This window comes from Nocardioides glacieisoli, assembly GCF_004137245.1.
In the GTDB taxonomy this organism is placed as follows: Bacteria; Actinomycetota; Actinomycetes; order Propionibacteriales; family Nocardioidaceae; genus Nocardioides; species Nocardioides glacieisoli.
In genome coordinates this window covers 203,893-228,125 of the sequence record NZ_SDWS01000006.1, presented here as the reverse complement: position 1 = coordinate 228,125, position 24,233 = coordinate 203,893, and the positions used below count along the sequence as shown (strand labels likewise).

Genomic DNA, 24,233 nt, shown 5'->3' with positions numbered 1-24,233 from the left:
GACATGAGCACGGGGACCGCGATGGAGTCGGCAGAGGCAGTGGACATCACTGAGCTCTACGCCGCGCACCGGCTGTCGCTGGTGCGGCTGGCGGTCCTCCTGGTCGACGACGTCGCCTCGGCCGAGGACGTCGTGCAGGACGCGTTCGCCGCGCTCGCGCGCCGGCCCGGAGCGGTCAAGGACCCGTCGAAGGCACTCGTCTACCTGCGCGTCTCGGTCGTCAACGCGTCCCGGTCGACCCTGCGTCGCAGGCGTACGGCGAGGGCGTACTCACCACCGCACGGCACCCCACCACCCACGCCGGAGGACTCCGCGGTGCTGGCCGAGGAGCACCGCGAGGTCATCGTGGCGCTGCACGGCCTCGCCCCGCGCCAGCGCGAGGTGCTGGTGCTGCGCTACTGGTCGAACCTCAGTGAGACCGAGATCGCCTCGGCGCTGCAGATCAGCCAGGGAACCGTGAAGTCCACCGCCAGCCGCGCGCTGGTGGCACTGGAGAGGGCCATGAGCTCGGGGAAGGAGCAGCGATGAGCACCGACATCGAGGCACGCCTGCGCAACGCGCTCGCCGCCCGCGCCGACCTCGTACGACCGGAGGACCTCCAGCCACTGGCGCCCGTGGTCGAGCTGCGACCGCGGTGGCAGTCGCCGCGGGTGCTGCTCGCCACCGCAGCCGTCGTCCTGCTCGTGCTCGGTGTCGTCCTCCAGGGGTTGCGGGGCGAGGAGCGCTCGGACCGGATCGCGCCGAAGCCGGACGATCGGGTCGAGCTGCAGCTGCCGACGGACGTCGGCCGGGACTGGAAGGCCGACGAGTACTCGACGCCGCGACGCCTCGACCTCGACGGCGACGGGACCAAGGAGGAGGTCACGTTCCTCTCCGAGAAGACGAAGAGCGGCGCCGGCCGGGCCCGGATCGAGGCCACCCTCAGCAGCACCGGCGAGGAGACCTACGGGATCGTCGACCTCAGCTCCAACGTGGTGGTCAGCTCCCTCCCCCCGATCGACGCCGACGACGACGGCGACCAGGAGCTCGTCCTCTACGACGGCGACGTCACGGGGCCGGAGAGCCCGCTGCACCCGATCGTGCTCGACCTGCGTGACGGCCTGCTGGTCGAGGCGGTCGTCGACCAGCCCGAGCTCCTCCAGATGGGCAACGTGCCGGTGCCGGGCAGCGAGACGCCGTACTACGAGCTCGTCCGGAGCCACGGCTACGAGGTCCGGCGGGGCACGCTCTACTCCAGCCGCTCGGTCAGCTCGTTGGCATCCACGGGCATGACCGTCATCAGGCCGGAGGAGCTGGTCCGGGACACCTGGCGCTGGGTCCTCGACGACGACGGTGTGCTCCGCCCCGTGGAGGACGGCTGCGTGCTCGAGCTGATCACGGGGGAGTGGGAGCCCTGCGCCGAGGGGGCTCGCGACGCCCTCCCCGCCCTGTCCCGGCCCGCGACCGGCACCATCGGCGTCGGAGAGCAGTTCAGCTGGACGGAGGGCTACCAGTACGACGCCCGCCTGGAGGCCGAGGCCGACCCCGTCCTCGTCGTCGAGGGTGCCGACGGCCGGACGATCAACCACCCGCTGGAGGTGGCGGACCCGGTCGTGTCCACCACGCAGCCGACGTCGATCTTCTACGACGGGGCATCCTTCGTCGTGGGCTCGGCCTCCGACCCGGCGTACGTCCAGGTCCTGTGGCAGGACGCGGACCGCCTGCGGGTCCTGCAGCCCGTGGGTGAGGTGCCGCTGACCAACGACGACACCCATCGGACCTGGCTGACCGAGGAGGGACGTCTCTGGACCGTCGTGGCCGGCGACGACGGCACGTGGCGGGCCTGGTCGTGGACGATGGCCACCCGCTCGGAGATGACGGCGCTGCCGGCGGGCACCGTGTGCTTCGACGACGTCGACGATCCGTCGACGGCTCGGGACTGCTGACTCAGAAGGCCTTGCTGAAGGCCAGCAGGTCGACGCCCGCCACCGGCGACCAGTCGCGACCGGGCTCGCGCGCGTAGCCGAGCCGGCTGTAGATGCTGTGGGCAGCGCGCATCGCCGCCAGCGACGACAGCGCCATCCCGGTCGCGCCGTGCTCGCGGGCCCGCTCCTCGCACAGCCGGGCGAGGGCCGTGCCGGCACCCGTGCCCTGCGCGGCAGGATCCACCGCCAGCATCCGGAACTCGCCCTCCTCGTCGCGCCCGATCTCCCGCCAGGGGGAGCCCGGCGGGCAGTAGGTCACGACCCCGACGACGCGGTCGTCCACCACCGCCACCCAGACCTCGGCCTGGGCGTCACGCGTGGCGACGTCGTGCAGCCGCTCGCGGTAGTCGTCCTCGGCGCCGGTGAGCAGCGGGTCGTACGCCGCCACGCACACGTCGCCGGCGCGCTCGTGCTCGTCGGGCCGGATCCGGCGGACCTCCACCCTGCTCACCTGGTGAGCCTCAGATGCCGAAGGTGTTGCGCGGGTAGGCGGCCTCGACGTCGGTGATCACGTTGACGAGGTAGGGCACGTCGGCGGCGTACGCGCGGTCGAGGGCGGGGCCGATCTGCTTCGGGTCGGTGACGGTCTCGCCGGCACCGCCGAGCGCCTTGACCACGTCGTCGTACGGCGTGCGCTGGGCGAGGTCGGCGACGACGTCGTAGCCGTAGAGCATCTGCATCGGGCCCTTCTCCAGCCCCCACGCGGAGTTGTTGCCCATCACCATCACGACCGGCAGGTCGTGGCGGACGAGGGTGTCGACGTCCATCAGCGAGAAGCCGGCGGCACCGTCGCCGAGCAGCAGGGTGACCTGCGCGCTCGGTCGGGCGATCCGCGCGGCGATCGCGGCACCGAGGCCGGCGCCGAGGCAGCCGTAGGGGCCGGGGTCGAGCCAGCCGCCGGGACGCTTGGGCTCGACGTACTTCCCGGCGAAGGAGACGAAGTCGCCGCCGTCGCCGATGACGACCGAGTCGTCGGCCAGGCGCGGGACGAGCTCGCCGTAGATGCGGGCCGGGTGGATCGGGTCGGCCTCGGCCGTCAGCAGCTGGGCGTCGCGCTCGGCCGCGGCCCTGACCTGGTCGCGCAGGCCGGTGGCCCAGTCGGTCCAGTCGGGCTTGTCGCCGCGCTCGATCGCGGTCTGGAGGCCGTCGAGCACCGTCGTCAGGTCGCCGGAGACCGAGCCCGCCAGCTCGGCATGGCCCGCGACCTGGCCGGGGGAGTCGGCGATGTGGACGACCTTCGCGAAAGCACCGTCCGGGTTCTTGTCCGGCCCGCCGAAGGCGCCGTAGCCGAGGCGGAAGTCGAGCGGGGTGCCGACGACCACGACGAGGTCGGCGCCCGAGAGCGCGGCGCCGCGCGCCTTGGTGACGAGCGAGGGGTGGCCGCCCGGGATCAGGCCGCGACCCATGCCGTTGGTCAGGGTGGGGATGCCGAGGTCCTCGACGAAACGGAGGGCGGCTGCCTCGGCGTGGTCGGCCCAGACGTCGGTGCCGAGGATGAGCACGGGGCGCTTCGCGTCGGCGAGCAGCCGGGCGACGGCTGCGATCGCGTCGTGGTCGGGCTCGATGCGGGTGCCCTCGCCCGATCCGGCGGTGCCGGTCGAGGAGTCGAAGAAGGCGTCCATCGGCACGTCGACGAACACCGGGCCGCGGTGGCTCGACCGGGCGAGGGTGAAGGCCTCGTCGATGCCGCCGGCGACGTCACCGGCGGTCATGAGCGTCTTCGCGGCCTTGGCGACCGGGGCGATGATCGGCGGCTGGTCGAGCTCCTGCAGCGAGCCGCTGCCCCAGCGGTTCTGCGGGGCGCGGCCGCCGACGACGACCATCGGGGAGCCGGCGAACTGGGCCTGGGCGATGGCGCTGATGCCGTTGGTGACGCCCGGGCCGGCGGTGAGGACCGCGAGGCCGGGGACGCGGGTGAGCTTGCCGGTGGCCTCGGCGGCGAAGGCGGCGGTCTGCTCGTGGCGGACGTCCAGGAGGCGCATCGAAGGGCCCTGGCCCTCCTGCTGCGTCTTGACCGCGCCGTCGTACATCGGGAAGACGTGCGCCCCGGAGAGGGTGAACATCGTCTCCACGCCGTGGGCGCGGGCGACGTGCACGGCCAGCTCGCCGCTGTGGCCGGAGATCTCGCTGGTCTCGCTCTGCTCGCTCATGGAGCAGAGGCTAGCGGCCTGCTACTCGCTGGTACGCACCTGTAGGAAGGGTGCGTTCGTCAGGCGGAGCGCCTCGATGACGACGAGCAGCAGGTCGGAACGGATCTCGGGCGGCTGCGGCGCCAGGGAGAGGTGCACGAACAGCGCGCGCAGGAAGGCCTGGGGAGCTGCCGTGAGGGCGAAGGGGTCGAAGTCGACCGGACCGCGGAAGGGGTTCCCGGCCCCGCCGAGGCGGTGCACCCACGGCTCGAGGACGTCGGTGCCGAGGGTGCCTCGGCGCAGGATCCGCATCGCGGCGTGGGCCATCCGGTCCGGCTCGCCGGAGGCGAGCGGCTCGTCGGCGGGCTGCTGGACGAGTCGCTCGGCGATCACGTCGAGGAGCGCCTGGTGCTCGGCCGCCGACATGTGCGGAGACTCGGCGAGCGCGCCGATGGCGTCCGCGCCGTGGGCGATGGCGTGCGCCCAGCCCTTGTCGGCGACGTAGCCTCGGGAATCGCGCTCGGTGAGGAACCAGACCGCGATCCGGTCGCCCCAGTCGAGGATCTTCGCCGGAGGGACGAGGTGCTGCTCGTTGTCGCGCTCGAGGCACTCGCCCACGATCAGGGCGCTGAAGCTGCGCCGGAACACGGTGTCCGTGCCGGCCTCACCGAGCCCGACCGACAGCCCGGCGACCATGCCGTCGCCGAGGCCGACGAGGAGGTCGTCGTAGACCCCTCGGTCGATCCAGGTGGCCAGCGCCGGGTAGGCGGTGCCGTCGCGCACCTCCGGCCGGGTGGACCCGAGCATCGTGGTGAGCTCGGCCGTCAGGTCGTCGAGGGGACGATCCGCAGGCACCTCGAAGTCGGCGGCCTGCACCTGGTCCCAGTACCCCGTCGACATGTCGGCCATCCTGCCACCCCTCGGGATGACCCCCTAACCGAACCTGAGCGACAGCGCTCCCGGCCCGCCGGTCACGCGCACGCGGCCGCCCGGACCCTCGTCCACGGCGTACGACGGGTGCTCGGCGACGGGCGTCCCGGCAGCCAGCAGCACGGTCGTGCGGCCCTCCCGGTCGAGCCCCGGCGCGAGGTCGAGGTGGTCGGGGGAGTGGTCCGTCACCTCGGCGCTCGCCCAGAGCACCCGGCGGCCGGCGACGTCGAGCCCGAGCGGTAGCACGTGCCCGCTGCGCCCCGGCAGCCGCAGGGCGCCGCCGTCGGGCAGGTCGACGCCGTCGATCGTGAGGGTCACGTCCATGTCGACGGCCGAGTGGTTGATCAGGTGGACGGCTCGCTGGCCGTCGGCGGTGGCCGTCGTGGTGGCCAGCACGCCGGGCCACGGGGCGTCGACGTAGACCGCGGCCCGTGTGCCGAGGTGGGCCATCGCGCGCTCGACCAGCGTCGGGTCGGACGGCAGGCCCGCCGTCAGCAGGACGGCCCGGCCGGACCCGGCCGTCACCGAGACGCCGCACACGGCCCCGTCGACGTCGGTCAGCACGACCTCGCCGTCCGGTGCGTCGATCTCCTGGCGCCAGCCGACGCGGACCTCCGGGCCCGGCGCGGCCCACCCGTGGCGGACGACGGAGGGGAAGAAGTGCTGGTTGTCGTGGACGAACCCGCCGCCGCGCACGCCGAGGCCGTCCGCGAGGACCGTGCAGGGCTCGCCCTCGAGGTCGCGCTCGGGCAGCCGGCCGAGGAGGAGCAGGCCGCCGCCGGCGCGGACGTGGTCGAGCACCCGCTGCTGCACCTCGGCGGACAGGAACCGCCCCGTCGCGAGCGCCAGCACCGATCCCGGCGCGGGGTCGCGCTCCTCGAGGTGCACGGCGCCGAAGCGGAAACCCGCCAGGAGCAGCGAGCGCGGCAGGAAGCGGCGCTGCCCGGCGCCCCGGTGGCCGGCCAGGTCGTCGACGACCTCGGTCATCAGGTCCGAGTCCGGGTGGTGGTACTCGGTGGCGTACGCGTCGAGGACGAGGCCGAGCGCGACGTCGTCGTGCTCCTCGGTCATCCGCGACAGCCACTCCTGCTGGGCGGTCATCGCCCGGGCCGTGCGGGCGGTGGCGTCGTACGCGAAGCCGCGCTGGCCCTCCGGCCCGATCGGCGCGGCGGTGCCGTGCCGCTCACCGGTGAAGCTGAGGCGGTCGTTGCCGTCGCCCACGGCCTCCTCGAGCGGCGGGTTGATGCCGCCGGCGAGCAGGTAGTAGTTGACGAGCCGGTTGCCCTGGGCGACGCACAGGCGAGTCTTGAGCTCGACCGTGGACGGGTCGTGCTGGCTCTCGATGCCGCCGCTGTAGTCGCCCGTCCCCGCCTCGAACTCCAGCGACGTGAGCGGCTGGTGCTCGTCGTGGACCGCGTCCATGAAGGCGTTCATCACATAGACGTCGGTGAGCGTGTCCGAGGTCGCGGCGCCGAGGTAGTGGTCGGAGCCCGACACCATCCCCGGGACTCCGGAGTAGGTGGACACGAGCTGGCTGATGCCGATCGGGAACGGTGCGCCGCTGCCGCTCTCGGTGCCGTGGATGTTGACCAGGAACGGCACGTCGCGCACGTCCCGCGCCTCGCACAGCTCGCGCAGCGCGACGACGTACGCCGCGAAGCGCTCGCGCATGAACAGCCCGAGGTCGACGCGCAGCCGGCCGGCGACCGACTCGTCGGGGGAGCGGACCAGGTCGGCCCAGCCGGCGTCGTCGGGTCCGACCGGGTAGTGGTCCGTGCCGCGGTGCTCGGTCACCCAGCGGCCGAGGTCGGCGAGGAGGTGGTCGGTCAGGTCGGGGCTGTTGGTGACCCAGGCGAGCATCCCCACCTCGTTGTCGAGCTGGACGCCGATGATGTTGCCGCCGCGCGGCTGGAGCCGCGGCGCGAGCACCGGAAGGATCGCGTCGTACCACCGCGCGGTCTCGGCGAGGAACGCCGGCGCCAGGTAGTCGACCGTCCGCGACGGCGCCTCGCGCCCGTCCCAGCCGACCGGCACGACCTCCGGGTGCTCGTCGTAGACGCGGTAGGGGATGCCCTCGTTCTTCAGCTCGGCCATCACGAACGGCCCGGGGCGGGCGATGAACCACAGCCCGCGCTCGGCGCACAGGTCGACGAAGGCCGCCACGTCGCGCTCGGGCCGCGTGGCCCCGGTGACGTCGATCGAGCCGTCGGGGAGCTCGTGGAAGAGCCAGGGGATGTACGACGCCACGGCCGTGCAGCCGGCCTCGACGACCAGGTCGAGACGCTGCTCCCACTCGTCGCGGGCGACGCGGAAGTAGTGGACCTCGCCGGCCATCACCAGACGGGGCTCGCCGTCGATGACGATCTGCTTGTCGCGGACCTCGATCACGGGCGCACCTCCGCAGCCGTCACGCGCAGCGAGACCTGCTGGAGGGTCGCCGCGTCGGGACCGGTCAGCAGCAGCACCTCGCCCTCGTCGACGCGCTCGGTCAGGGCGGTCCCGAAGTAGGAGAACGCGGTGGCGGAGACCTCGAAGGTGACGTCCTCGCTCTGGCCGGGCTCGAGGTCGACGAGCCTCCAGTCGAGCAGCTCCACCAGGGGCCGGGTGACCTGCGCGACGGGGTCGCGGAAGTAGGCCTGGACGACCTCGCGGCACGCGCGGTCGCCGGTGTTGGTGACGGTGACCGTCAGGGTGGTCGCCGACTCGAGCCCGAGCTCGCCGTCGGAGACCCGGGGTGCGCCGTAGTCCACGGTCGAGTAGGTGAGGCCGTGCCCGAACGGCAGGCGGGGGTACGTCAGTGCGTCGACGTAGCGCCCCTCCCGGTGGTCGACGTCGGCGCGGATCAGCCGTCCCGTCGGCCGCTGGTGGGTGCTGGTCGGGATGTGTCCGGTCGACAGGGGGAACGTCATCGGGAGCCGACCGTGCGGCGACGCGTCACCGCTCAGCACGTCGGCCAGCGCGGAGCCGGCCTCGATGCCCGGGTGCCAGGCCACGATGACCGTGTCGGCGAGGTCGAGCACCTCGGTGAGGTCGAGCGGACGGCCGGTGTAGACGACCACGACGAGCGGCTTGCGCAGTCCGGCGAGCATCCGCAGATGGTCGAGCTGGCCCGGCGGCAGCCGCAGGTCGGAGACGGAGTTGGCCTCGCCGGAGCGGTTGGGGTGCTCGCCGACGAGCGCGACGGTGACGTCCGAGGTCCGTGCGAGCTGGAGGGTGCGGTCGGGGAAGCGGCCGTCGTCGACGGTCACCCGGTCGCCGAGGCGCTCGGTCAGGCCGGCGGCCGGGGTGACGACCTCCTCGGCGCGACCATCCAGCACCCAGGTCCCGAGCAGCACGTCGCCCTCGTGCACGAAGCCGCCGGTGAGGAGCACGGACGCGTCGTCCGCGAGCGGGAGGGCGCCGTCGTTCTTCACGAGGACGTGCGACGCGACGCCCGCCCGGCGGGCCAGCGCCCGGCTCTCCGGGGTCGGTGCGTTGCCCACCGGGCGGCTGTCCGGTCCGGCGGCGCCGTCGAAGAGGCCGAGGCGGAACTTCATCCGGAGCACGCGGCGGCAGGCGTCGTCCACCAGCGCCTCGTCGACCTCGCCGTCGCGGACCAGGTCGCCGAGGTGGGCGAGGTAGGCGCCGCTGACCATGTCGAGGTCGACGCCGGCCTCGATCGCGAGGCGGGCGGCCTCGCGGTCGTCCTCGGCGACGCCGGCGAAGACGATCTGGCCGATGCCGTTCCAGTCGGCGACGACGACGCCGTCGAAGCCCCACTCGCCCTTGAGCACGTCGCGCAGCAGGTGCTGGTGGGCGTGCATGGGAGTGCCGTCGACGTCGTTGAAGGCGGCCATCACGCTGAGCACGCCGGACTCGACGGCGGCCCGGAACGGGCGCAGGTGCAGGTTGCGCAGGGTGTTCTCGCCGACCGACACCGTGTCGTAGTCACGGCCGCCGGCCGAGAGGCCGTAGCCGACGAAGTGCTTGGCGCAGGCGCCCAGCCGGTCGGGCTGCGACGGGTCGTCGCCCTGGAAGCCCTGGGTCGCGGCGGCCGCGAGCCGGGACGCCAGCACGGGCGCCTCGCCGAAGGACTCCGCCACGCGGCCCCACCGCGGCTCCTCGGAGATGTCGAGCATGGGGGAGAAGGTCCACGCGATGCCGTCGACGACCGCCTCGCGGGCGGCCGTCTCGGCGGCCTGTCGCACCAGCTCGGGGTCGAACGACGCCGCGAGCCCGAGCGGGATCGGCGCGACCGATCGGTGGCCGTGGATCACGTCGCGCCCGAAGAGCACCGGGATGCCGAGCCGACTGCCGCCGACGGCGAGCTCCTGGATCTCGTCGATGACTCCCGCCAGGACGCCCTCGTCGCGCTCGTTGCCGGCAGTCGCTCCTGACGCGTAGAGGCTCGAACCGATCCGACCTGCCCGCAGGTCGTCGGCGTCCTCGCCCGGGTTGATGTTGGCGACCTGGTGCAGCTGGCCGACCTTGTCGTCGAGGGTCATCTCGGCCAGCAGCGCGTCGACCCGCGCCTCGGTGTCGAGGGCCGGATCGAGCCAGGTGCGGGTGTCGGGCCCATGGGTGGTGGTCATCAGAAGGTCTCCACTCGGATCGTCGGGCAGGCATCGATCGCCGCACGCAGGTCGTCGGTGCGCACCGCTGCGCCCGGACGCCGGTGCGGGTTCGCACTGGCCAGGTCGGTGAGGGCGAGGTCGCCGTGCTCGCCCGTCACCCGACGTACGCCGACTCCCTCCGGCCCCACGACGTAGGTCACCCGGGCAGTGCGGCCGGCGAGCCGCACGGTCGCGGTCAGCCCGTCCGCGCCGGGCGGGAGCACGGGGTCGACCTCGACGAGGTCGCCGCGCCGGCGCAGGCCCAGCAGCCGCTCGACCACGAGCCGCAGCGCCAGGCCGGGCCCGGAGGAGTAGACCCGCCAGCCGCCCTCGAGCGGCACGTTGCCGGCCATCAGGTCGGCGTAGCGCTCGGAGGCGTCGGCGCGGTCGGCGAAGACCCCGTCGGACGAGGAGTAGTAGCAACTGCGCTGGCGGGGCCGCGCCTGCGGCACCCGGTCGGTCAGGCCCCAGGGGCTGGCGAGGGAGAGGGCCCGCAGCAGTCCCGCGCCGTCGCCGACACGCGCCAGCGCCTCGGCGTACCTGAGGTGCGCGTGGACGTACATCAGGCCGATCTCGCGGCCCCAGAACGTGCTCGCCTCGGCCCGCTGGAACGTCGTCATCGGACCGCCGCTGTAGGCGACCGGGCGGTCGAAGAGCCGCGCACCGTCGGGTCCGAGCAGGTGGTGCTCGACGAGGCGCAGGTGAGCCTGCGCGGCGTCAGGGTCGAGCACGTCGGACGTGATCGCGTGGATCCACGGGAGGATGCCGTAGGTCAGCCCAGTGCGGGTGTCGTCGGGATGGACGAGGGGGGTGGCCGCGCTGCCGGCCTCGGCCCGGTCGTAGAGCAGGTAGCCGGGCATCACACCGTCCACCACCATGTCGCTCGCGATCGACTCGCGCGTCCGCGCAGCGAGCGCCTCGGCGTCGTCCGCGAGATCGGCCGCCGCGCCGACGGCGCGGAGGCCGCCGACGAGCGCGTCGAGCGCCTGCACCTGCAGGACCGCGGTCCAGGTCGACGCCATCCGGCGTGCAAGGTCGGGGTCGGCGGGTTGCAGGGAGTCGTTCCAGTCGCCGTGCCCGTAGGCCGGGAGCGGGGTGCCGGGCACCGCCATCTCCTCGATCCGGCGCACGGCCCGACGCAGGTGCTCCTCGATGGTTGCGGGCTCGGTGGCGCCGTCGTCGCCGACGAACGGCACCTCCTCGGCGAGGATCGCGGGGTCGCCGGTGGCGAGCAGGTGCTCGCCGGCCGCGAGGACGGGCCAGTAGACGACGTCGCCGTGCGAGTCCTGCTGGCCGTGCTCGGCGGTCGGCGGCATGAACTCGAACGCCTGCGGCCAGTCGCCGCGGGCGTTCTGCGCGCGCATCACCCGCAGCAGGACGTCGTGCACCTCGTCGTGCCGGTCCAGCGCGGTGAGGAGACCGACCGGGCCCTGGCAGACGTCTCGGGTGCCCCAGCCGCCGCCGGAGTACTGCTCGAGGCCGCGGGGCGCGAGGTAGTGGATGAGGGCGTCGTGGGCGAACCACGGCACGGCGTCGGTGATCGCCGCGACCTCGCCGGCCTCGGCCGAGTCGCCGGCCAGGTCGAGCCGCAGGGAGCCGGTGACCTCGGGCCAGAACTCCTCGCCGGCGCCGTCGGGCGCGGCGGTCGGGCCGGACGAGCGCAGGGTCAGGCGCCAGGCGTCGGTCGCGGCCACGTCGAGCACGAGCCAGTCCTCGTCGCGCTCGGCCGCCACCTCGCCGGACCAGCCGAGGTCGAGGTCGGGTGTCTCCCCGCCTTCGTTGCCGGTGTCGAGCGTGACGAGCAGGCGGGTCGCCGGACCACGCACCACGCGCACGTCCAGGCTGAGCTCGTGCCGCTCGGCCGGCGCTCGGGAGACCACCTCGACGAGGCGGCCGTCGGTGGTGGCGTACCACCAGTGGCAGGCGTCGAGCCCGTTGCACCAGGCGCTGGGGAGGTCGAGCAGCTCCCAGCCGGTGTCGTCGACGGTGCGCACCAGCACCCGTACGCCCTGCCCCCGGAACAGCCCGAGATAGCTGCGGCGGCCGGTGAGCATCGTGTCGCGGCCGACGTGGCCCGCGGTCACCTGCGAGTGGAAGGTGCCGCCCATCCAGACGGTCGTCGTGAGGCTGCCGGCGTCGGGGACGAGCGTGTCGCCGGTGCGCAGGACCTGGCCGTGCGGGCGGAGGACGGACAGCTCGCGCGCGGCGGTGACGACCTCGCCCTGCGCCGTGCGCCAGGTCGTCGCGACCCCGTCGGCGTCGTGCTCGGACGAGCCCGGTTCGGCGGTGAGGTCGAGCAGCGCGAGGTCCGTGTCGGTCAGGGGGACGCACGGCAGCACGAGTGCGGTCGCCAGCGCGGACGCCGGACCGGCAACGGGGTGCTCGTCGACGACGTCGGCGAGGAAGGCGTCGGGCGTGCTCGTTCGTACGTGTGCCAGGGCCGTGTCGACATGGTGCACGTCGTCGGGGCCGGTCGCCTCGGGGTGGTCCTCCACCACGCGGCCGACGAACCCGGTGCGGTGGTTGCCGCCCGGCTCGAGGTCGGCCGGCCCGTCCTGCAGGGCGACCAGCGTGTGCTCGTGCTGGAGCCGCTCGGACGGGAGGTCGCGGTCGAGGCCGGACCACTCGGTCCCCGTCGTGTTGCGGGAGACGAGCTGGTGCGCGTCGGTCGCCCAGCCCACTCCGCGGCCGGAGGACGCGACGACGACCCACGGCACCCGCTCGCCGGGCATGTTCTGCCGCACGGCGAGCGCGACGCCGTGGTCCGGCGTCCCGACCGGGGTCACGTCGAGGTACTGGCTGACGTAGTACTGGTTGTTGGCGACCGCACCCTCCGGGGCCAGCGCCGGGTCGAGGGTCAGCACGGCATCGACCCGGACGGGCGACGTGCCGCGGTTGACGACCTCGAGGTCCCACGACCAGGTCAGGTCGTCCTCGCCGAGGGTGAGGGCGAGGGCGTAGTCGAGCCCGGCCCAGGTGCCACCGGCCACGAGGGCGCGGTCGGCGACCGCGACGAAGCTCGGGGACTCGTGGCCGAGCAGGGGAGTGCGATGGACGACCTCACCCCCCTTGCCGAGGACACGCAGGTGCACGTTGGCCGCGCCCGCCTCGATGCTCGTCGCCGGGTTGAGGAGGAGGCTGAGGTCGCCCGCCCCGAAGCGGGCGAGAGCCCCATCGGCGTTGGCCTCGACGTGCATTCCCGACGGGGTCTCGAGCCGGTGGCGTGGACGGGTGCCGGGCCGCTGGATGGTCCGCATGGGGATCATCCCTATCAGCCGTGGGCACCCCAGTCAGGCCCGTGGCGTCGTGAAAGTAGATGTAAGAAAACGGTTGAGCGTGGCGGCTGTCATGTAAGTACTTACATGCCTCCGGGCGGTTGACGGGCGGTTGTGGCCACGGTCACGTTGGGCTCCTAGCTCGCCCACAGGAGGCTCTCCCTTGCGCATCTCACGGCGTATGTCCCACACCACCTCGTTGCTCGTCGGCGGACTCGCCCTGAGCCTCGTCGCCACCGGCTGCGCCGGCAGCGCGCAGGACCAGGAGGGCGAGGCAGCCGACGGCATGATCGCCCAGCTGACCTTCCCCGCAGAGGTCGACGCGACCGTCGGCGGGCTCGGCAACTACAACCCGTACTCGCCGACGCCGCTCACGGCCGTGTGGCTCTACGAGCCGCTGATCGTGCGCAACAACCTCACGTGCGAGGAGACGCCCTGGCTGGCGACGGGCGCGACGTGGGACGGCGGCGACAAGCTGACCCTGGACATCCGCGAGGGCGTGACGTGGAGCGACGGCGAGGACTTCACCGCCGAGGACGTCGCCTTCACGATGAACCTGCAGAAGGACTTCCCCGGCATGGACAAGGCCGGGCTCTGGAACGACACCTTCGGCGCGCCGGCGAAGTCCGTCACGGCCGACGGCAACCAGGTCGTCATCGAGTTCGAGGGCAACGCCGCCGCCAAGTACGACGGCATCATCTCGACCAAGATCCTCCCCGAGCACGTCTACTCCCAGGTCGAGGACCCGACGACGTACGTCGACAAGGAGCCGGTCGGCACGGGCCCGTTCGAGGTCGCGAGCTACAACGGCCGCCGGCTCACGCTCGCCCGGCGCGACGACTACTGGCAGGCCGAGAAGATCAAGGTCGAGAAGATCGTCCAGGAGGGCATCTTCGACTCCTCGCAGGCGGCGCTCAAGCTCGAGAACGGCGAGATCGACGCCTACTACGGCGACATCCCCAACCCGGAGAAGACCCTCGTCGAGAAGGACCCGAAGAACAACCACTACTTCTACTCACCTGCCGGCACGACCGTGCTGACCGGCAACCTGACCCAGGAGCCGTGGAACGACCCGAAGTTCCGCGAGGCGATCTCCTACGGCATGGACAAGGAGTCGATGTCGGACAAGGGCATCTACGGGATCATGGCGCCGGCCAGCCAGACCGGGCTCAAGCTCCCGGCCATGGAGGACCTGCTCCCCGAGCAGTACGCGGGCGCGGACACCGTGCTGCCCTACGACCCTGACAAGGCGGCCGAGATGCTCGACGCCGCCGGCTACGAGGAGGGTGCGGACGGCAAGCGCACGATGCCCGACGGCAGCCCGCTGTCCGTCGACTTCTCCGTGCAGGCTGGCTTCATCGACTACGAGGCCATCGCCGAGGTCATCGCCGACAACCTCAACGACCTCGGGGTCGACACCAAGGTGACGGCCTCCGCGCCGGAGTCGGTGGACGAGCAGAAGAAGACGGGCGACTTCAACGCCGTCCTGGAGTACTTGCACGGTGGCTGCGAGCTGGCCCGCAACCTCGGGTCCAAGCTCAACAGCAAGCAGTTCCCGACCGAGCAGGACATCTTCCCCAACGTCGGGCGCTACTCCGACCCGGCGACCGACGAGGCGATCCAGGGACTCTCGGGGGCGACCGACCGCGAGGAGCAGAAGCCGTACCTCGGGGAGCTCGTCGACGTGATGATGACCGAGTTCCCGGTCACCGCGCTGATCTACGCCCCCTCGCGCACGATCTACCGCACGGAGAACGCGGAGGGCTGGCCCACCGAGGACAACGCCTACGCCAGCGGTGCGGACGACCGGCTCCTGGTGATGACGAACCTGACGCCTCCGAGCTGAGGCGGGGGCCGGTGCGGTACTTCCTCCGGAAGATCGGGTTCTTCGTCGGCACCCTGTGGGCCGTCGTCACCCTGAACTTCCTCATCCCGCGGCTGCAGCCGGGCGATCCCGCCGAGCTGATGGTCCGCAGGCTCCAGGGCAAGGACAGCCAGCTCGACGCGGCCCAGGTCGAGGCGATGCGCTCGATGCTGGGCGCGCCGGACGGGTCGCTGTGGACCCAGTACTGGGCCTACCTGGCCGACCTGCTGCGCGGGGACTTCGGGGTGTCCTACACCTACTACCCGTTCTCGGTGGCCGAGGTCATCGGGCAGGCGATCTGGTGGACCGTCGGGCTCGTCCTCGTGACGCAGGTGATCTCGTTCGTCGTCGGCATCGTGCTCGGGGCGTACGCCGCCTGGCGACGCAACAGCAAGCTCGACACGGTGATCACGCTGGGGTCGACCTTCCTCGGCACGCTGCAGCCGTTCTGGATCGCACTGGTGCTGCTCTACGTCTTCGGCTACACGCTCGGCTGGTTCCCGACGTCGGGCGGCTACTCCGCCTCGATCCCGGGACTGAACATGTTCTTCGTCGAGGAGGTGCTCTCGCACTCGACGTTGCCGGCGGTCGCGCTGCTCATCGTGACGCCGATCGGCTGGATCCTGGGGATGCGCAACACGATGATCATGAACCTGGGCGAGGACTACATCCGGCTCGCCAAGGCCAAGGGACTGCCCGACCGCACCGTGGCCCTCAGGTACGCCGCCCGCAACGCGCTGCTGCCGAGCGTCACCGGCTTCGCGCTCGCCCTCGGCAGCGTGCTCGGCGGCACGATCCTCGTCGAGACGGTCTTCGACTACCCCGGCCTCGGCCGGCTGATGGGGGAGGCCGTGCAGAACAAGGACTACCCGCTGCTGCAGACGCTGATGCTGCTGACCACCACCGGCGTCCTGATCGCCAACCTGGTCGCCGACCTGCTCTACGGCGTGCTCGACCCGAGGGCTCGGAGGGCTGAGGGATGACCACCACGCCGAACGACTTCATGGCAGAGGGCGATCCCGGCCAGGCGCAGTCCTTGGAACAGGTCGGGGGCTCGACGACCCCCGACCGCTGGTGGCAGGTGGTGTGGTCGAGCAAGAAGGCGCGTGTCGGCCTCGTCGTCCTGGCCCTCTACGTCCTGATGGCGGTCTTCGCGCCGCTGATCGCTCCCCACGACCCGCTGGACGGCGGCTTCACCCCACTGCTCCAGCCGTCGGGGGAGCACTGGCTCGGCACCAACACCAACGGCCGCGACATCGCCTCGCAGCTGATCTACGGCAGCCGGGTCTCGCTCCTGGTCGGGCTGTTCGGTGGTGCGCTCGCCACGGCGATCGCCCTCGTCGTCGGGATGGTGTCCGGCTACACCGAGGGCACGATCGTCGACGACGTGCTGAGCTTCGTCACCAACGTCGCACTGGTGATCCCGGCACTGCCGCTCATCATCACGTTGGTTGCCTACTCCGACACCCGCGGCGTGTGGCTGATCGTCGGCATCATCGCCCTGACGTCGTGGGCCGGTGCCGCCCGCTCGAAGCGGGCGCAGATCATCACGCTGCGCAACCGCGACTTCGTCACGTCCGCCAAGTTCTCCGGCGAGGGCTCGGCCCGGATCATCTTCTCCGAGATCATGCCCAACATGAGCTCGCTCGTGGTCGCGGGCTTCGTCGGCGCGGCCACCGGCGCCGTGGGTGCGGAGGCCGGCCTCGCCGTCCTCGGCCTGGGCGACACCCGCTCCGTCTCCTGGGGCACGATGCTCTACCAGGCCGACGCGCAGGGCGCGATCCAGCAGGGCCTGCTCACCTGGATCTTCGCCCCGGGCCTCGCGCTCGCGATCCTCATCACCGCCATGAGCCTCATCAACTTCGGCGTCGACCTGCTGAGCAACCCCCACCTCAGGGAGGACTGACCATGGCCAGACCCACCGAGGGCACCGCGCTGCTGGAGGTCCGCAACCTCGAGGTGCGCTACGAGCCGAAGGCGAGTCGCTCGATGACCGCCGTGCAGGACGTCAGCTTCGACATCAAGCCGGGGGAGTTCGTCGGCCTGATCGGCGAGTCGGGGTCCGGCAAGACCACTCTCGCCACCGCGCTCCTGCGGCTGCTGGAGAAGCCCGGTCGGATCAGCAACGGCACCATCACCTTCGACGGCACCGACATCACCCACCTCGACCAGGACGAGCTGCGCGAGATCCGGTGGCGCGACCTGTCCACGGTCTTCCAGAGCAGCATGAACTCGCTCAACCCGGTGGTCCGGATCGAGCCGCAGTTCCGCGACGCGATCGAGCAGCACTCCGACCTGCGCGGTGACGACGTCTCCGCGCGCGTGCGCGAGCTCTTCGACATGGTCTTCATCGACCACCGGTTCATCACGGCGTTCCCGCACGAGCTCTCCGGCGGCATGAAGCAGCGCGTCAACCTCGCACTGGCGCTGGCGCTCGACCCCAAGCTGGTCCTGCTCGACGAGCCCACCACGGGCCTCGACGTCGTGGTGCAGCACTCGATCCTGCAGAACGTGCGGAAGCTGCAGGAGGAGAAGGGCTTCGCGGTCCTCTTCATCAGCCACGACATCGGGACCGTCCTCGACCTCTCCGACCGCATCCTGGTGATGTACGCCGGGCGGATCGTGGAGTCGCAGACGGCCCAGGAGCTGCTGCGCGAGCCGCTGCACCCGTACACGAAGGGGCTGCTGGGCTCCTACGGCGACCCGCGCGCCGAGACGGTGCGGATCACCTACATCCCGGGCCGGCCGCCGGACCTCAGCCTGGTGTCCGAGGGCTGCAGCTTCGCGCCGCGCTGCCCGGAGAAGATCGACCGCTGCCTGACCGACTACCCCGAGCTGCTCCCCATCGAGTCGGGCGAGGTCGCCTGCCACGTCGCTGCCCTGCACCGGCTCGGCGGCGCGGACGGCGTCGAGCTGCCCGAGCGCACCCGGCGCTTCGTCGGCCCCGAGTTCGTCAAGACGGCCGACGAGTCGGCGCAGGCCCGCGAGCGCGACATCGTGCTCACCGTCGACAACGTGACCAAGGTGTTCGAGAAGCGACGCGGGCTCAAGGTCGATCGCACTGTCGCGGTCGCCGACACCAGTTTCGTGCTCCGCAAGGGCGCCGTGACCGCGCTCGTCGGCCAGAGCGGCAGCGGCAAGTCGACGCTCGCGCGGATGATCACCGGCATCGACAGCCCGACGGAGGGACGCATCGTCTTCCACGCACCCGACGGTGACCAGGAGGTCTCGTCCTACCGGGGCCGCGCACTGCGCAACTACCGCAGCCACGTCCAGATGGTCTTCCAGGATCCCTACTCGGCGCTCAACCCGACCAAGCGCCTCGGCCAGATCCTCGAGCGGCCGCTGATCAACTACCAAGGCCTCAAGGGCGACGCCCTCCGCGCGCACGTCGAGGAGCTGCTGGGGACGGTCGCCCTCACCCCGGCCGACCGGTTCGTCAATCGCTACGCCTACGAGCTCTCCGGCGGCCAGCGGCAACGCGTCGTGATCGCGCGGGCGCTCGCCGTGCTGCCCGAGGTCATCGTGGCCGACGAGCCGATCTCGAGCCTCGACGTCTCGATCCGCGCGGAGATCCTCGAGCTGCTCAACGACCTGGTGCAGGACCACGACGTCGGCATCCTCTACATCACCCACGACCTGCTCAGTGCGCGGATGCTCGCCGACGACGTGATCGTGCTCAACGAGGGGCGCGTGGTCGAGCAGGGACCGGCGCTGCAGGTGATCCGCGACCCGCAGGACGACTACACGCGCACGCTCCTGGACGCAGTTCCCAACCCGTTCTAGGCACGATCTGCCGGGATCCGCTGGATCGGCTCTGCGAGGCTGTGCCCGTGAGCTCAGACGCTGCGGACCGCCCGGTCACGATCTACACCGTGGCGGACCGCGCCGGCGTCTCGATCGCGACGGTCTCCCGGGTGCTGCGCGGCACCGCGCCGACGTCCCCCGTGACGCGCCGCAAGGTCCTCCAGGCCGTGCAGGAGCTCGACTACATCCCGCTGCGAGCGGCCCGCCAGGTCGAGGTGCCGCGCCACCAGACCCACGGTCTGGTCCTCCCCGGCGTGGTGGGTCCCTACTACTCGGAGCTGCTGATCGGGTTCGAGGCGGCGGCCGCCCGCTACGGCCAGTCGGTCGTGCTCCGGCTCGCGCACCCGTCGGTCGACCTCGAGGAGTCCGTACGCCAGGTGCTGCCGCGCGTCGACGGACTGGTCCTCGCCAACGACACCGTCTCGGACTCCTTCGTCCGGCAGGTCTGCAAGTCCACGCCGACGGTGCTGCTGGCGCGCGAGCCCGTCGACGGGTGCGACGCGGTGCTGGTGGAGAACCTGCACGCCGCCCAGGAGCTCACCGACCACCTGCTCAAGCACGGTCGGCGACGGTTGGTGTTCGTGGGCGACCCGGCCGGCTCCCACGACGTCACCGAGCGCTACACCGGATTCCGGGCTGCACTCGCGCGCTCGAAGCAGGCCGTCGAGGCATCGCTCCCGCTGCTCGTGCCGCTGGTCGAGGGGAGTGCCCCCGCGGTCGTCGACGCGCTCCTCGGCATGTCGGAGCCCGCCGACGCCATCGTCTGCGCCAACGACGAGCTCGCCGTCGCGGTGATGGCGATCCTCGCGGACCGGGGCGTGAAGGTGCCCGACGACCTGGCCGTCGTCGGCTTCGACGACATCATGACCTCGCGCTACGTGGCGCCCGGGCTGACGACGGTGCTGCAACCGACGTACTCCGTGGGGCGCTGGGCGGCCATCCGCCTCCACGAGCGGATCGAGGGCCGCACGCACGACGTGCACCCGCAGGTGCTGCCGACACGGCTGGTCGTCCGCGGGTCGTGCGGGTGCCCGAGGCGGGCGCCGAGCACCACCCCGAACTAGCCCTAGGCTGGCCAAATGCCCTCCCTCCACGAGCTCGTGCGAGCCCACACCGAGCTCGTCGAGGACGACGTGGCGTGGCTCCAGCTGCTCATGGCCGACTGGCAGATCCTGGCCGACCTCTCCTTCGCCGACCTCGTGCTGTGGCTGCCCGACCGCGAGGGCAAGGGCTACTGGGCCGGCGGCCAGATGCGCCCGACGACCGGCCCGACCGCGCTCGTCGACGACGTGCTCGGCACCTTCATCCCCACCGGGCGCCGCCGGATGCTCGACGAGGCGCACGGGACCGGCCGGCTGGTGCGCGAGGGCGACCCCGAGTGGCGCGACGACGTGCCGGTGCGGGTCGAGGTCATCCCCGTGCGGCGGGCAGGTCGCGTGATCGCCCTGATCGCCCGCAACACCAACCTGCTCGGCGTACGCACTCCCAGCCGGCTCGAGCTGAGCTATCTCCAGACCGCCGCCGAGCTGACCCAGATGATCGCGTCGGGGCACTTCCCGCTGCCGGGGCAGCGCAGCGACCACGCCGACTCACCGCGGGTGGGGGACGGGTTCGTGCGGCTCGACCCCGCCGGCCGGGTCGTCTACGCCAGCCCCAACGGCCTATCCGCCTACCGCCGGCTCGGGCTCCAGGGCGACCTCGCCGGGCTGGTGCTGACCGACCTGACCCGCGAGCTGGTGCCGGCGCGGAGGCGTCCCGACGAGGAGACGCTCAGTGCCGTCCTGGGCGGCCGTGACGGCCGCGCGACCGAGGTCGGCACCGACGAGGTGACCCTGATCGTGCGCAGCATCCCGCTGCGTCCGCAGGGCGACCCCAGCGGTGCGCTGCTGCTGGTGCGTGACGTCACCGAGCTGCGCAGCCGCGACCGCGAGCTGGTCACCAAGGACGTCACGATCCGCGAGATCCACCACCGGGTGAAGAACAACCTCCAGACGGTCGCCGCGCTGCTGCGCCTGCAGGCCCGGCGTACGCAGGCCGAGGACGCCAAGGCGGCCCTCGAGGAGGCGGTGCGCCGGGTGGGGTCGATCGCGATCGTGCACGAGACGCTCAGCCACGCGGTGGAGGAGACCGTCGACTTCGACGAGATCGCCGACCGGCTCGGCGCGATGGTCGTCGACGTCAGCGGGGTCGAGGTGCCGGTCCGCGTGGTGCGCGAGGGGTCCTTCGGCAAGCTGCCCTCCGAGGCGGCGACGCCCCTGGCGATGGTGCTCACCGAGGTGCTGCAGAACGCCGTCGAGCACGGCTACGCCGACCAGCCCGAGCGCACCGGCGGTCGCGTGGTGATCACTGCGCGACGGATCGTCGGGCGACTGCACGTGGTCGTCGAGGACGACGGGCGCGGACTGCCCGAGGATTTCGACCTCGACGCCTCGACCCAGCTCGGGCTGTCGATCGTGCGCACGCTCGTCGAGTCAGAGCTCGGCGGCGTGCTCGAGATCGGCCCCGGCACCCGGGGCACGCGGGTGCAGGCGGACCTGCCGGTCGACTGAGCGGCCCGATGCAGACTCGCGGATCAGGCCGTGCGGATCCGGGCGCGGGCGTTGCGGCGCTTCAGCGCGCGACGCTCGTCCTCGCTGAGGCCACCCCACACTCCGTGGTCCTGCCCGGCCTCGAGGGCCCAGGCAAGGCACTGCTCGCGCACCTCACAGCGACGGCACACCTGCTTCGCCTCCTCGATCTGGAGGATCGCGGGACCGGTGTTGCCGATCGGGAAGAACAGCTCAGGGTCCTCGTCGAGGCATGCAGAGCGGCTGCGCCAATCCATGAGTGGGGAAATCCCTCTTTCTGTCACAGGCAATGGTGCTGTTGTCGGACGTTCAGCGTGCCCGGGCGCGCCTCAGCAGAGCGAGGGGCGCAGCGACAAGACTCGCAACCTTTGAACGTTCACACAACCCCCCACACAGGTCGTGTCCGTCACAACTACTGTTGGGCGGTGCCTGTTACCCCACCGCCGCCCCTCGTCGTGGCCGCGTCGCTCACCGCGGTCGAGGCAGTCGTGCTCGTCGGGCTGGGCCTCCTGGAGGTCGTCAACCTCAACTCCGGGAGGCTGACGATGGGTGTCACGACCTCCGCCTTCTTCCTTGGCGCGGCCGCCGCGCTCGCGTGGTGCGCGTGGGCGCTGTGGCGTGTACGCCGCTGGGCGCGCAGCCCCGTGGTGATGGCCCAGCTGATCGTGCTGGGCCTCGCGTGGAACTTCCGGGACGTCTCGACCATCGTGCTCCCGGTGTCGCTCGCGCTCGTCGCCCTGGTCGTGATCGCCGGGCTGCTGCACCCCGCCACCACGCAGGTCCTCGAGGACGTCTAGTCCGCCGCTAGTCGGCTTCCAGCGACGTACGCAGCTGGGCGAGCGTGCGGGTCAGCAGGCGGGACACGTGCATCTGCGAGACGCCGATCTCCTCGGCGATCTGCGACTGCGTCATGTTCTTGAAGAAGCGCAGCAGCAGGATGCGCTTCTCGCGCTCGCCGAGGCCCTCGAGCAGTGGCTTGATGGACTCGCGGACCTCGACGTGCTCGATGTTGGCGTCCTCGATGCCGAGCGTGGCGAGCATCGCCGGGGGCCCGTCGTCGTTGTCGTCGGAGGCGTCGAGCGACAGCGTGGCGTAGGCGTGGGAGGACTCGATGCCCTCCATGATCTCCTCCACCGTGCAGCCGATGACCTCGGCGAGCTCGCGGGGCGTGGGGGATCGGCCCAGCTTCTGGGTGAGCTCGCCGGTCGCGCCGCCGATCTGCATCCGCAGCTCCTGCAGGCGCCGCGGGACCCGGATCGCCCACCCCTTGTCGCGGAAGTGTCGCTTGATCTCCCCGATGACCGTCGGCGTGGCATAGGTCGAGAACTCCACGCCGCGGTCGGTCTCGAAACGGTCGACGGCCTTGATCAGCCCGATCGTGCCGACCTGGACCAGGTCCTCGAACGGCTCGCCCCGGTTGCGGAAGCGGCGCGCGCAGTGCTCGACGAGCGACATGTGCAGGTGCACCAGGTCGTCGCGAGCCACCGACCGCTCGGCCGTGGACGTGTCGTCGTCGCGCAGGACCGTGAAGAGCTCCGCGCTGCGGGCGCGCAGCAGATCCACCCCGCCCGTCGCGACCTCGTCGATCGTGCGGTGCTCGGCGGCCCCCGCCGCCCCTTCCCCCGTGAGTGCGCTCATGTCAGCGACCCGGCACCCGTTCCCTCCGTGACCTGGGACGCCACCGTGAATCCCACCGTGAAGCGCCCCGCCTCCGATCCGGCTCTCGCGTCCTGCGCCATCGTGTCGAGCACCTGCCAGGCGAAGCTCTCGGTGTCGAGAGGCGGGTCTTCCATCGCCTCCACCTCGAGGGTGACCCTCATCGAGCCCCGGCCGAAGAAGAAGCAGGCGACGAGGTCGGTGCCCGGGTCGGCGGCCGGGATCGCGAGTGCCGTGGCCTCGCCGATCGCGATGCGCAGGTCCTCGATGTCGTCGATCGTGAAGTCGAGGCGCGCGGCGAGGCCGGCGGCAGTGGTGCGTACGACGGTGGCGTAGGCGCCCTCGGCGGGCAGGCGGAGCTCGACGTCGGCGCGATGGTCCCCGGTGTTCTCTGACATCTGCGTCTGCGTCCCGTCCTCGGCTGATGTGCTGGCCGACACCTTAGTCGGCGTCGGTCACCAATGAGGTCGACACCGCCCAGAGGCGCTCGGCCGCCTCGGGGTCCAGGGCGTAGCCGCACACGCCGTGCAGGCCGTCGCGCACCTGGTCGACGACCTCCGCCTCGTGGCAGTCCTCGAAGTAGCGCCCGCCCATCCCCCTGAGTCCGGGCCAGGTGGCGAGGAGCACCGACGTGGCGGCGCCCTGCTCGGGAGTCTTCACGCCCATGCCGGAGGCGTCGGTCGCGGGGACCTGCGCCTTCGTGGCCTCGAGGGTCGCGGCGTCCCAGTGCTGCTGGAGGCCGGTCCAGACCCCGCCGGGCATCAGCGCGTTGGTGGTGATGCCGTCCCCGGCCCAGCGACGGTGGGCCTCGACGGCGAACAGCACGTTGGCGGTCTTCGACTGGCCGTAGGCGATGCCCGCGTCGTAGGGCCGTCGGTCGAAGAAGAGATCGTCGAAGTCGACGGGCGCGTTGCCGTGGCCGCTCGAGCTCACCGCCACCACGCGGGCGTCGTCCGCGGCCGCGAGCGCGTCGTGGAGACCGAGCGCCAGCGCGAAGTGCCCGAGGTGGTTGGTGGCGAGCTGGAGCTCCCAGCCCTGCGCGGTGTACGCCTCGGGGCTGGCCATGATCCCGGCGTTGTTCACCAGGACGTGGAGCGGCTCGTCCCACCTGGCGACGAGGGCCCGCACGGACCTGAGGTCGGCCAGGTCGAGCTCGCGGACCTGCACCCTGTCGTTGCCCGTGCTCTCCGCGATGTAGCGCGCAGCCGTACGACCCGCGCCGGTGTCGCGCACGGCCAGCGTGACCGCGGAGCCCGCCCCGGCCAGCGCGCGAGCGGTCTCCAGCCCGATGCCGGCGGCGCCCCCCGTGACCAGGGCGTGGCGGCCGGACAGGTCGAGGCCGGCAACCACGTCCGCAGCCGTGCTCGTGGCGTCGAAGGGGGTGGTGATGCGGGTCATGGGTGCTCCGGTGGGGAAGGTCGGGAAATGGGGCGGACCCGGCTGCCGCGG

The 24,233-nt window shown here is 72.0% G+C and carries 19 protein-coding genes; 9 read left to right on the top strand and 10 right to left on the bottom strand.

The features are described 5' to 3' along the window. The first annotated feature begins 3 nt into the window (after nt 1-3). Both EUA06_RS14515 and EUA06_RS14510 read left to right on the top strand, forming a co-directional pair. Nucleotides 4-528 carry a SigE family RNA polymerase sigma factor gene (locus EUA06_RS14515; protein ID WP_129477025.1) on the top strand — a complete coding sequence of 175 codons (525 nt, stop codon included), beginning with the start codon at nt 4-6 and terminating at the stop codon, nt 526-528. Continuing rightward, entirely contained in the window at nt 525-1,925 is a 1,401-nt protein-coding gene (locus tag EUA06_RS14510; protein WP_129477023.1) for a hypothetical protein, read from the top strand. Before EUA06_RS14515 ends, EUA06_RS14510 begins: the two co-directional genes overlap by 4 nt. Nucleotide 1,926: 1 nt before the next feature. Here EUA06_RS14510 and EUA06_RS14505 read toward each other — a convergent pair whose 3' ends face one another. From EUA06_RS14505 to EUA06_RS14480, 6 genes are read right to left on the bottom strand one after another with little or no spacing between them, the layout of a single operon-like run. Beyond that, on the bottom strand, nt 1,927-2,415 hold the full coding sequence (locus EUA06_RS14505) for a GNAT family N-acetyltransferase (RefSeq protein ID WP_207208359.1): 489 nt from the start codon (nt 2,413-2,415) through the stop codon (nt 1,927-1,929). Between the two features lie 10 nt (nt 2,416-2,425). After that, nucleotides 2,426-4,114 carry an acetolactate synthase gene (locus tag EUA06_RS14500; RefSeq protein WP_129477021.1) on the bottom strand — a complete coding sequence of 563 codons (1,689 nt, stop codon included), beginning with the start codon at nt 4,112-4,114 and terminating at the stop codon, nt 2,426-2,428. Between the two features lie 21 nt (nt 4,115-4,135). Further along, nucleotides 4,136-4,993, bottom strand: a complete 858-nt coding sequence (locus EUA06_RS14495) for a DUF2785 domain-containing protein (protein WP_129477019.1) — start codon at nt 4,991-4,993, stop codon at nt 4,136-4,138. A 33-nt stretch (nt 4,994-5,026) separates the two neighbouring features. Continuing rightward, on the bottom strand, nt 5,027-7,411 hold the full coding sequence (locus EUA06_RS14490) for a beta-galactosidase (protein WP_129477017.1): 2,385 nt from the start codon (nt 7,409-7,411) through the stop codon (nt 5,027-5,029). Beyond that, on the bottom strand, nt 7,408-9,594 hold the full coding sequence (locus EUA06_RS14485; protein WP_129477016.1) for a glycoside hydrolase family 3 N-terminal domain-containing protein: 2,187 nt from the start codon (nt 9,592-9,594) through the stop codon (nt 7,408-7,410). Before EUA06_RS14485 ends, EUA06_RS14490 begins: the two co-directional genes overlap by 4 nt. Then, nucleotides 9,594-12,872 carry a GH36-type glycosyl hydrolase domain-containing protein gene (locus EUA06_RS14480; protein WP_129477014.1) on the bottom strand — a complete coding sequence of 1,093 codons (3,279 nt, stop codon included), beginning with the start codon at nt 12,870-12,872 and terminating at the stop codon, nt 9,594-9,596. Before EUA06_RS14480 ends, EUA06_RS14485 begins: the two co-directional genes overlap by 1 nt. Nucleotides 12,873-13,071: 199 nt before the next feature. On the opposite strand from EUA06_RS14480, the gene EUA06_RS14475 reads away from it, so the two are divergent. Genes EUA06_RS14475 through EUA06_RS14450 form a run of 6 tightly spaced genes read left to right on the top strand, consistent with a single transcriptional unit; the run spans nt 13,072 to nt 21,110 of the window. Then, on the top strand, nt 13,072-14,736 hold the full coding sequence (locus tag EUA06_RS14475) for an ABC transporter substrate-binding protein (RefSeq protein WP_129477013.1): 1,665 nt from the start codon (nt 13,072-13,074) through the stop codon (nt 14,734-14,736). 11 nt (nt 14,737-14,747) lie between these two features. After that, entirely contained in the window at nt 14,748-15,737 is a 990-nt protein-coding gene (locus EUA06_RS14470; protein WP_129477011.1) for an ABC transporter permease, read from the top strand. Continuing rightward, nucleotides 15,734-16,660: an ABC transporter permease gene (locus EUA06_RS14465; protein ID WP_207208358.1), complete on the top strand. Its 927-nt coding sequence runs from the start codon at nt 15,734-15,736 to the stop codon at nt 16,658-16,660. Before EUA06_RS14470 ends, EUA06_RS14465 begins: the two co-directional genes overlap by 4 nt. A gap of 2 nt (nt 16,661-16,662) precedes the next feature. After that, a complete protein-coding gene (locus EUA06_RS14460; protein ID WP_129477009.1) occupies nt 16,663-18,540 on the top strand; it encodes an ABC transporter ATP-binding protein in 1,878 nt (625 codons plus the stop codon). A gap of 47 nt (nt 18,541-18,587) precedes the next feature. Beyond that, entirely contained in the window at nt 18,588-19,625 is a 1,038-nt protein-coding gene (locus tag EUA06_RS14455; protein WP_129477007.1) for a LacI family DNA-binding transcriptional regulator, read from the top strand. A gap of 15 nt (nt 19,626-19,640) precedes the next feature. After that, entirely contained in the window at nt 19,641-21,110 is a 1,470-nt protein-coding gene (locus EUA06_RS14450) for a sensor histidine kinase (protein ID WP_129477005.1), read from the top strand. Nucleotides 21,111-21,133: 23 nt separating this feature from the next. Here EUA06_RS14450 and EUA06_RS14445 read toward each other — a convergent pair whose 3' ends face one another. Next, nucleotides 21,134-21,385: a WhiB family transcriptional regulator gene (locus EUA06_RS14445; protein WP_056601527.1), complete on the bottom strand. Its 252-nt coding sequence runs from the start codon at nt 21,383-21,385 to the stop codon at nt 21,134-21,136. Nucleotides 21,386-21,553: 168 nt separating this feature from the next. On the opposite strand from EUA06_RS14445, the gene EUA06_RS14440 reads away from it, so the two are divergent. Continuing rightward, nucleotides 21,554-21,925, top strand: coding sequence for a hypothetical protein (locus tag EUA06_RS14440; protein WP_129477003.1), 372 nt, complete (start codon nt 21,554-21,556; stop codon nt 21,923-21,925). Between the two features lie 7 nt (nt 21,926-21,932). On the opposite strand, the gene EUA06_RS14435 is transcribed toward EUA06_RS14440, so the two are convergent. From EUA06_RS14435 to EUA06_RS14425, 3 genes are read right to left on the bottom strand one after another with little or no spacing between them, the layout of a single operon-like run. Continuing rightward, nucleotides 21,933-22,766, bottom strand: a complete 834-nt coding sequence (locus EUA06_RS14435) for an RNA polymerase sigma factor SigF (RefSeq protein WP_129477001.1) — start codon at nt 22,764-22,766, stop codon at nt 21,933-21,935. Further along, a complete protein-coding gene (locus EUA06_RS14430; protein WP_129476999.1) occupies nt 22,763-23,182 on the bottom strand; it encodes an ATP-binding protein in 420 nt (139 codons plus the stop codon). Before EUA06_RS14430 ends, EUA06_RS14435 begins: the two co-directional genes overlap by 4 nt. Nucleotides 23,183-23,225: 43 nt before the next feature. Then, entirely contained in the window at nt 23,226-24,182 is a 957-nt protein-coding gene (locus tag EUA06_RS14425) for an SDR family NAD(P)-dependent oxidoreductase (protein ID WP_129476997.1), read from the bottom strand. Nucleotides 24,183-24,233: the final 51 nt, after the last annotated feature.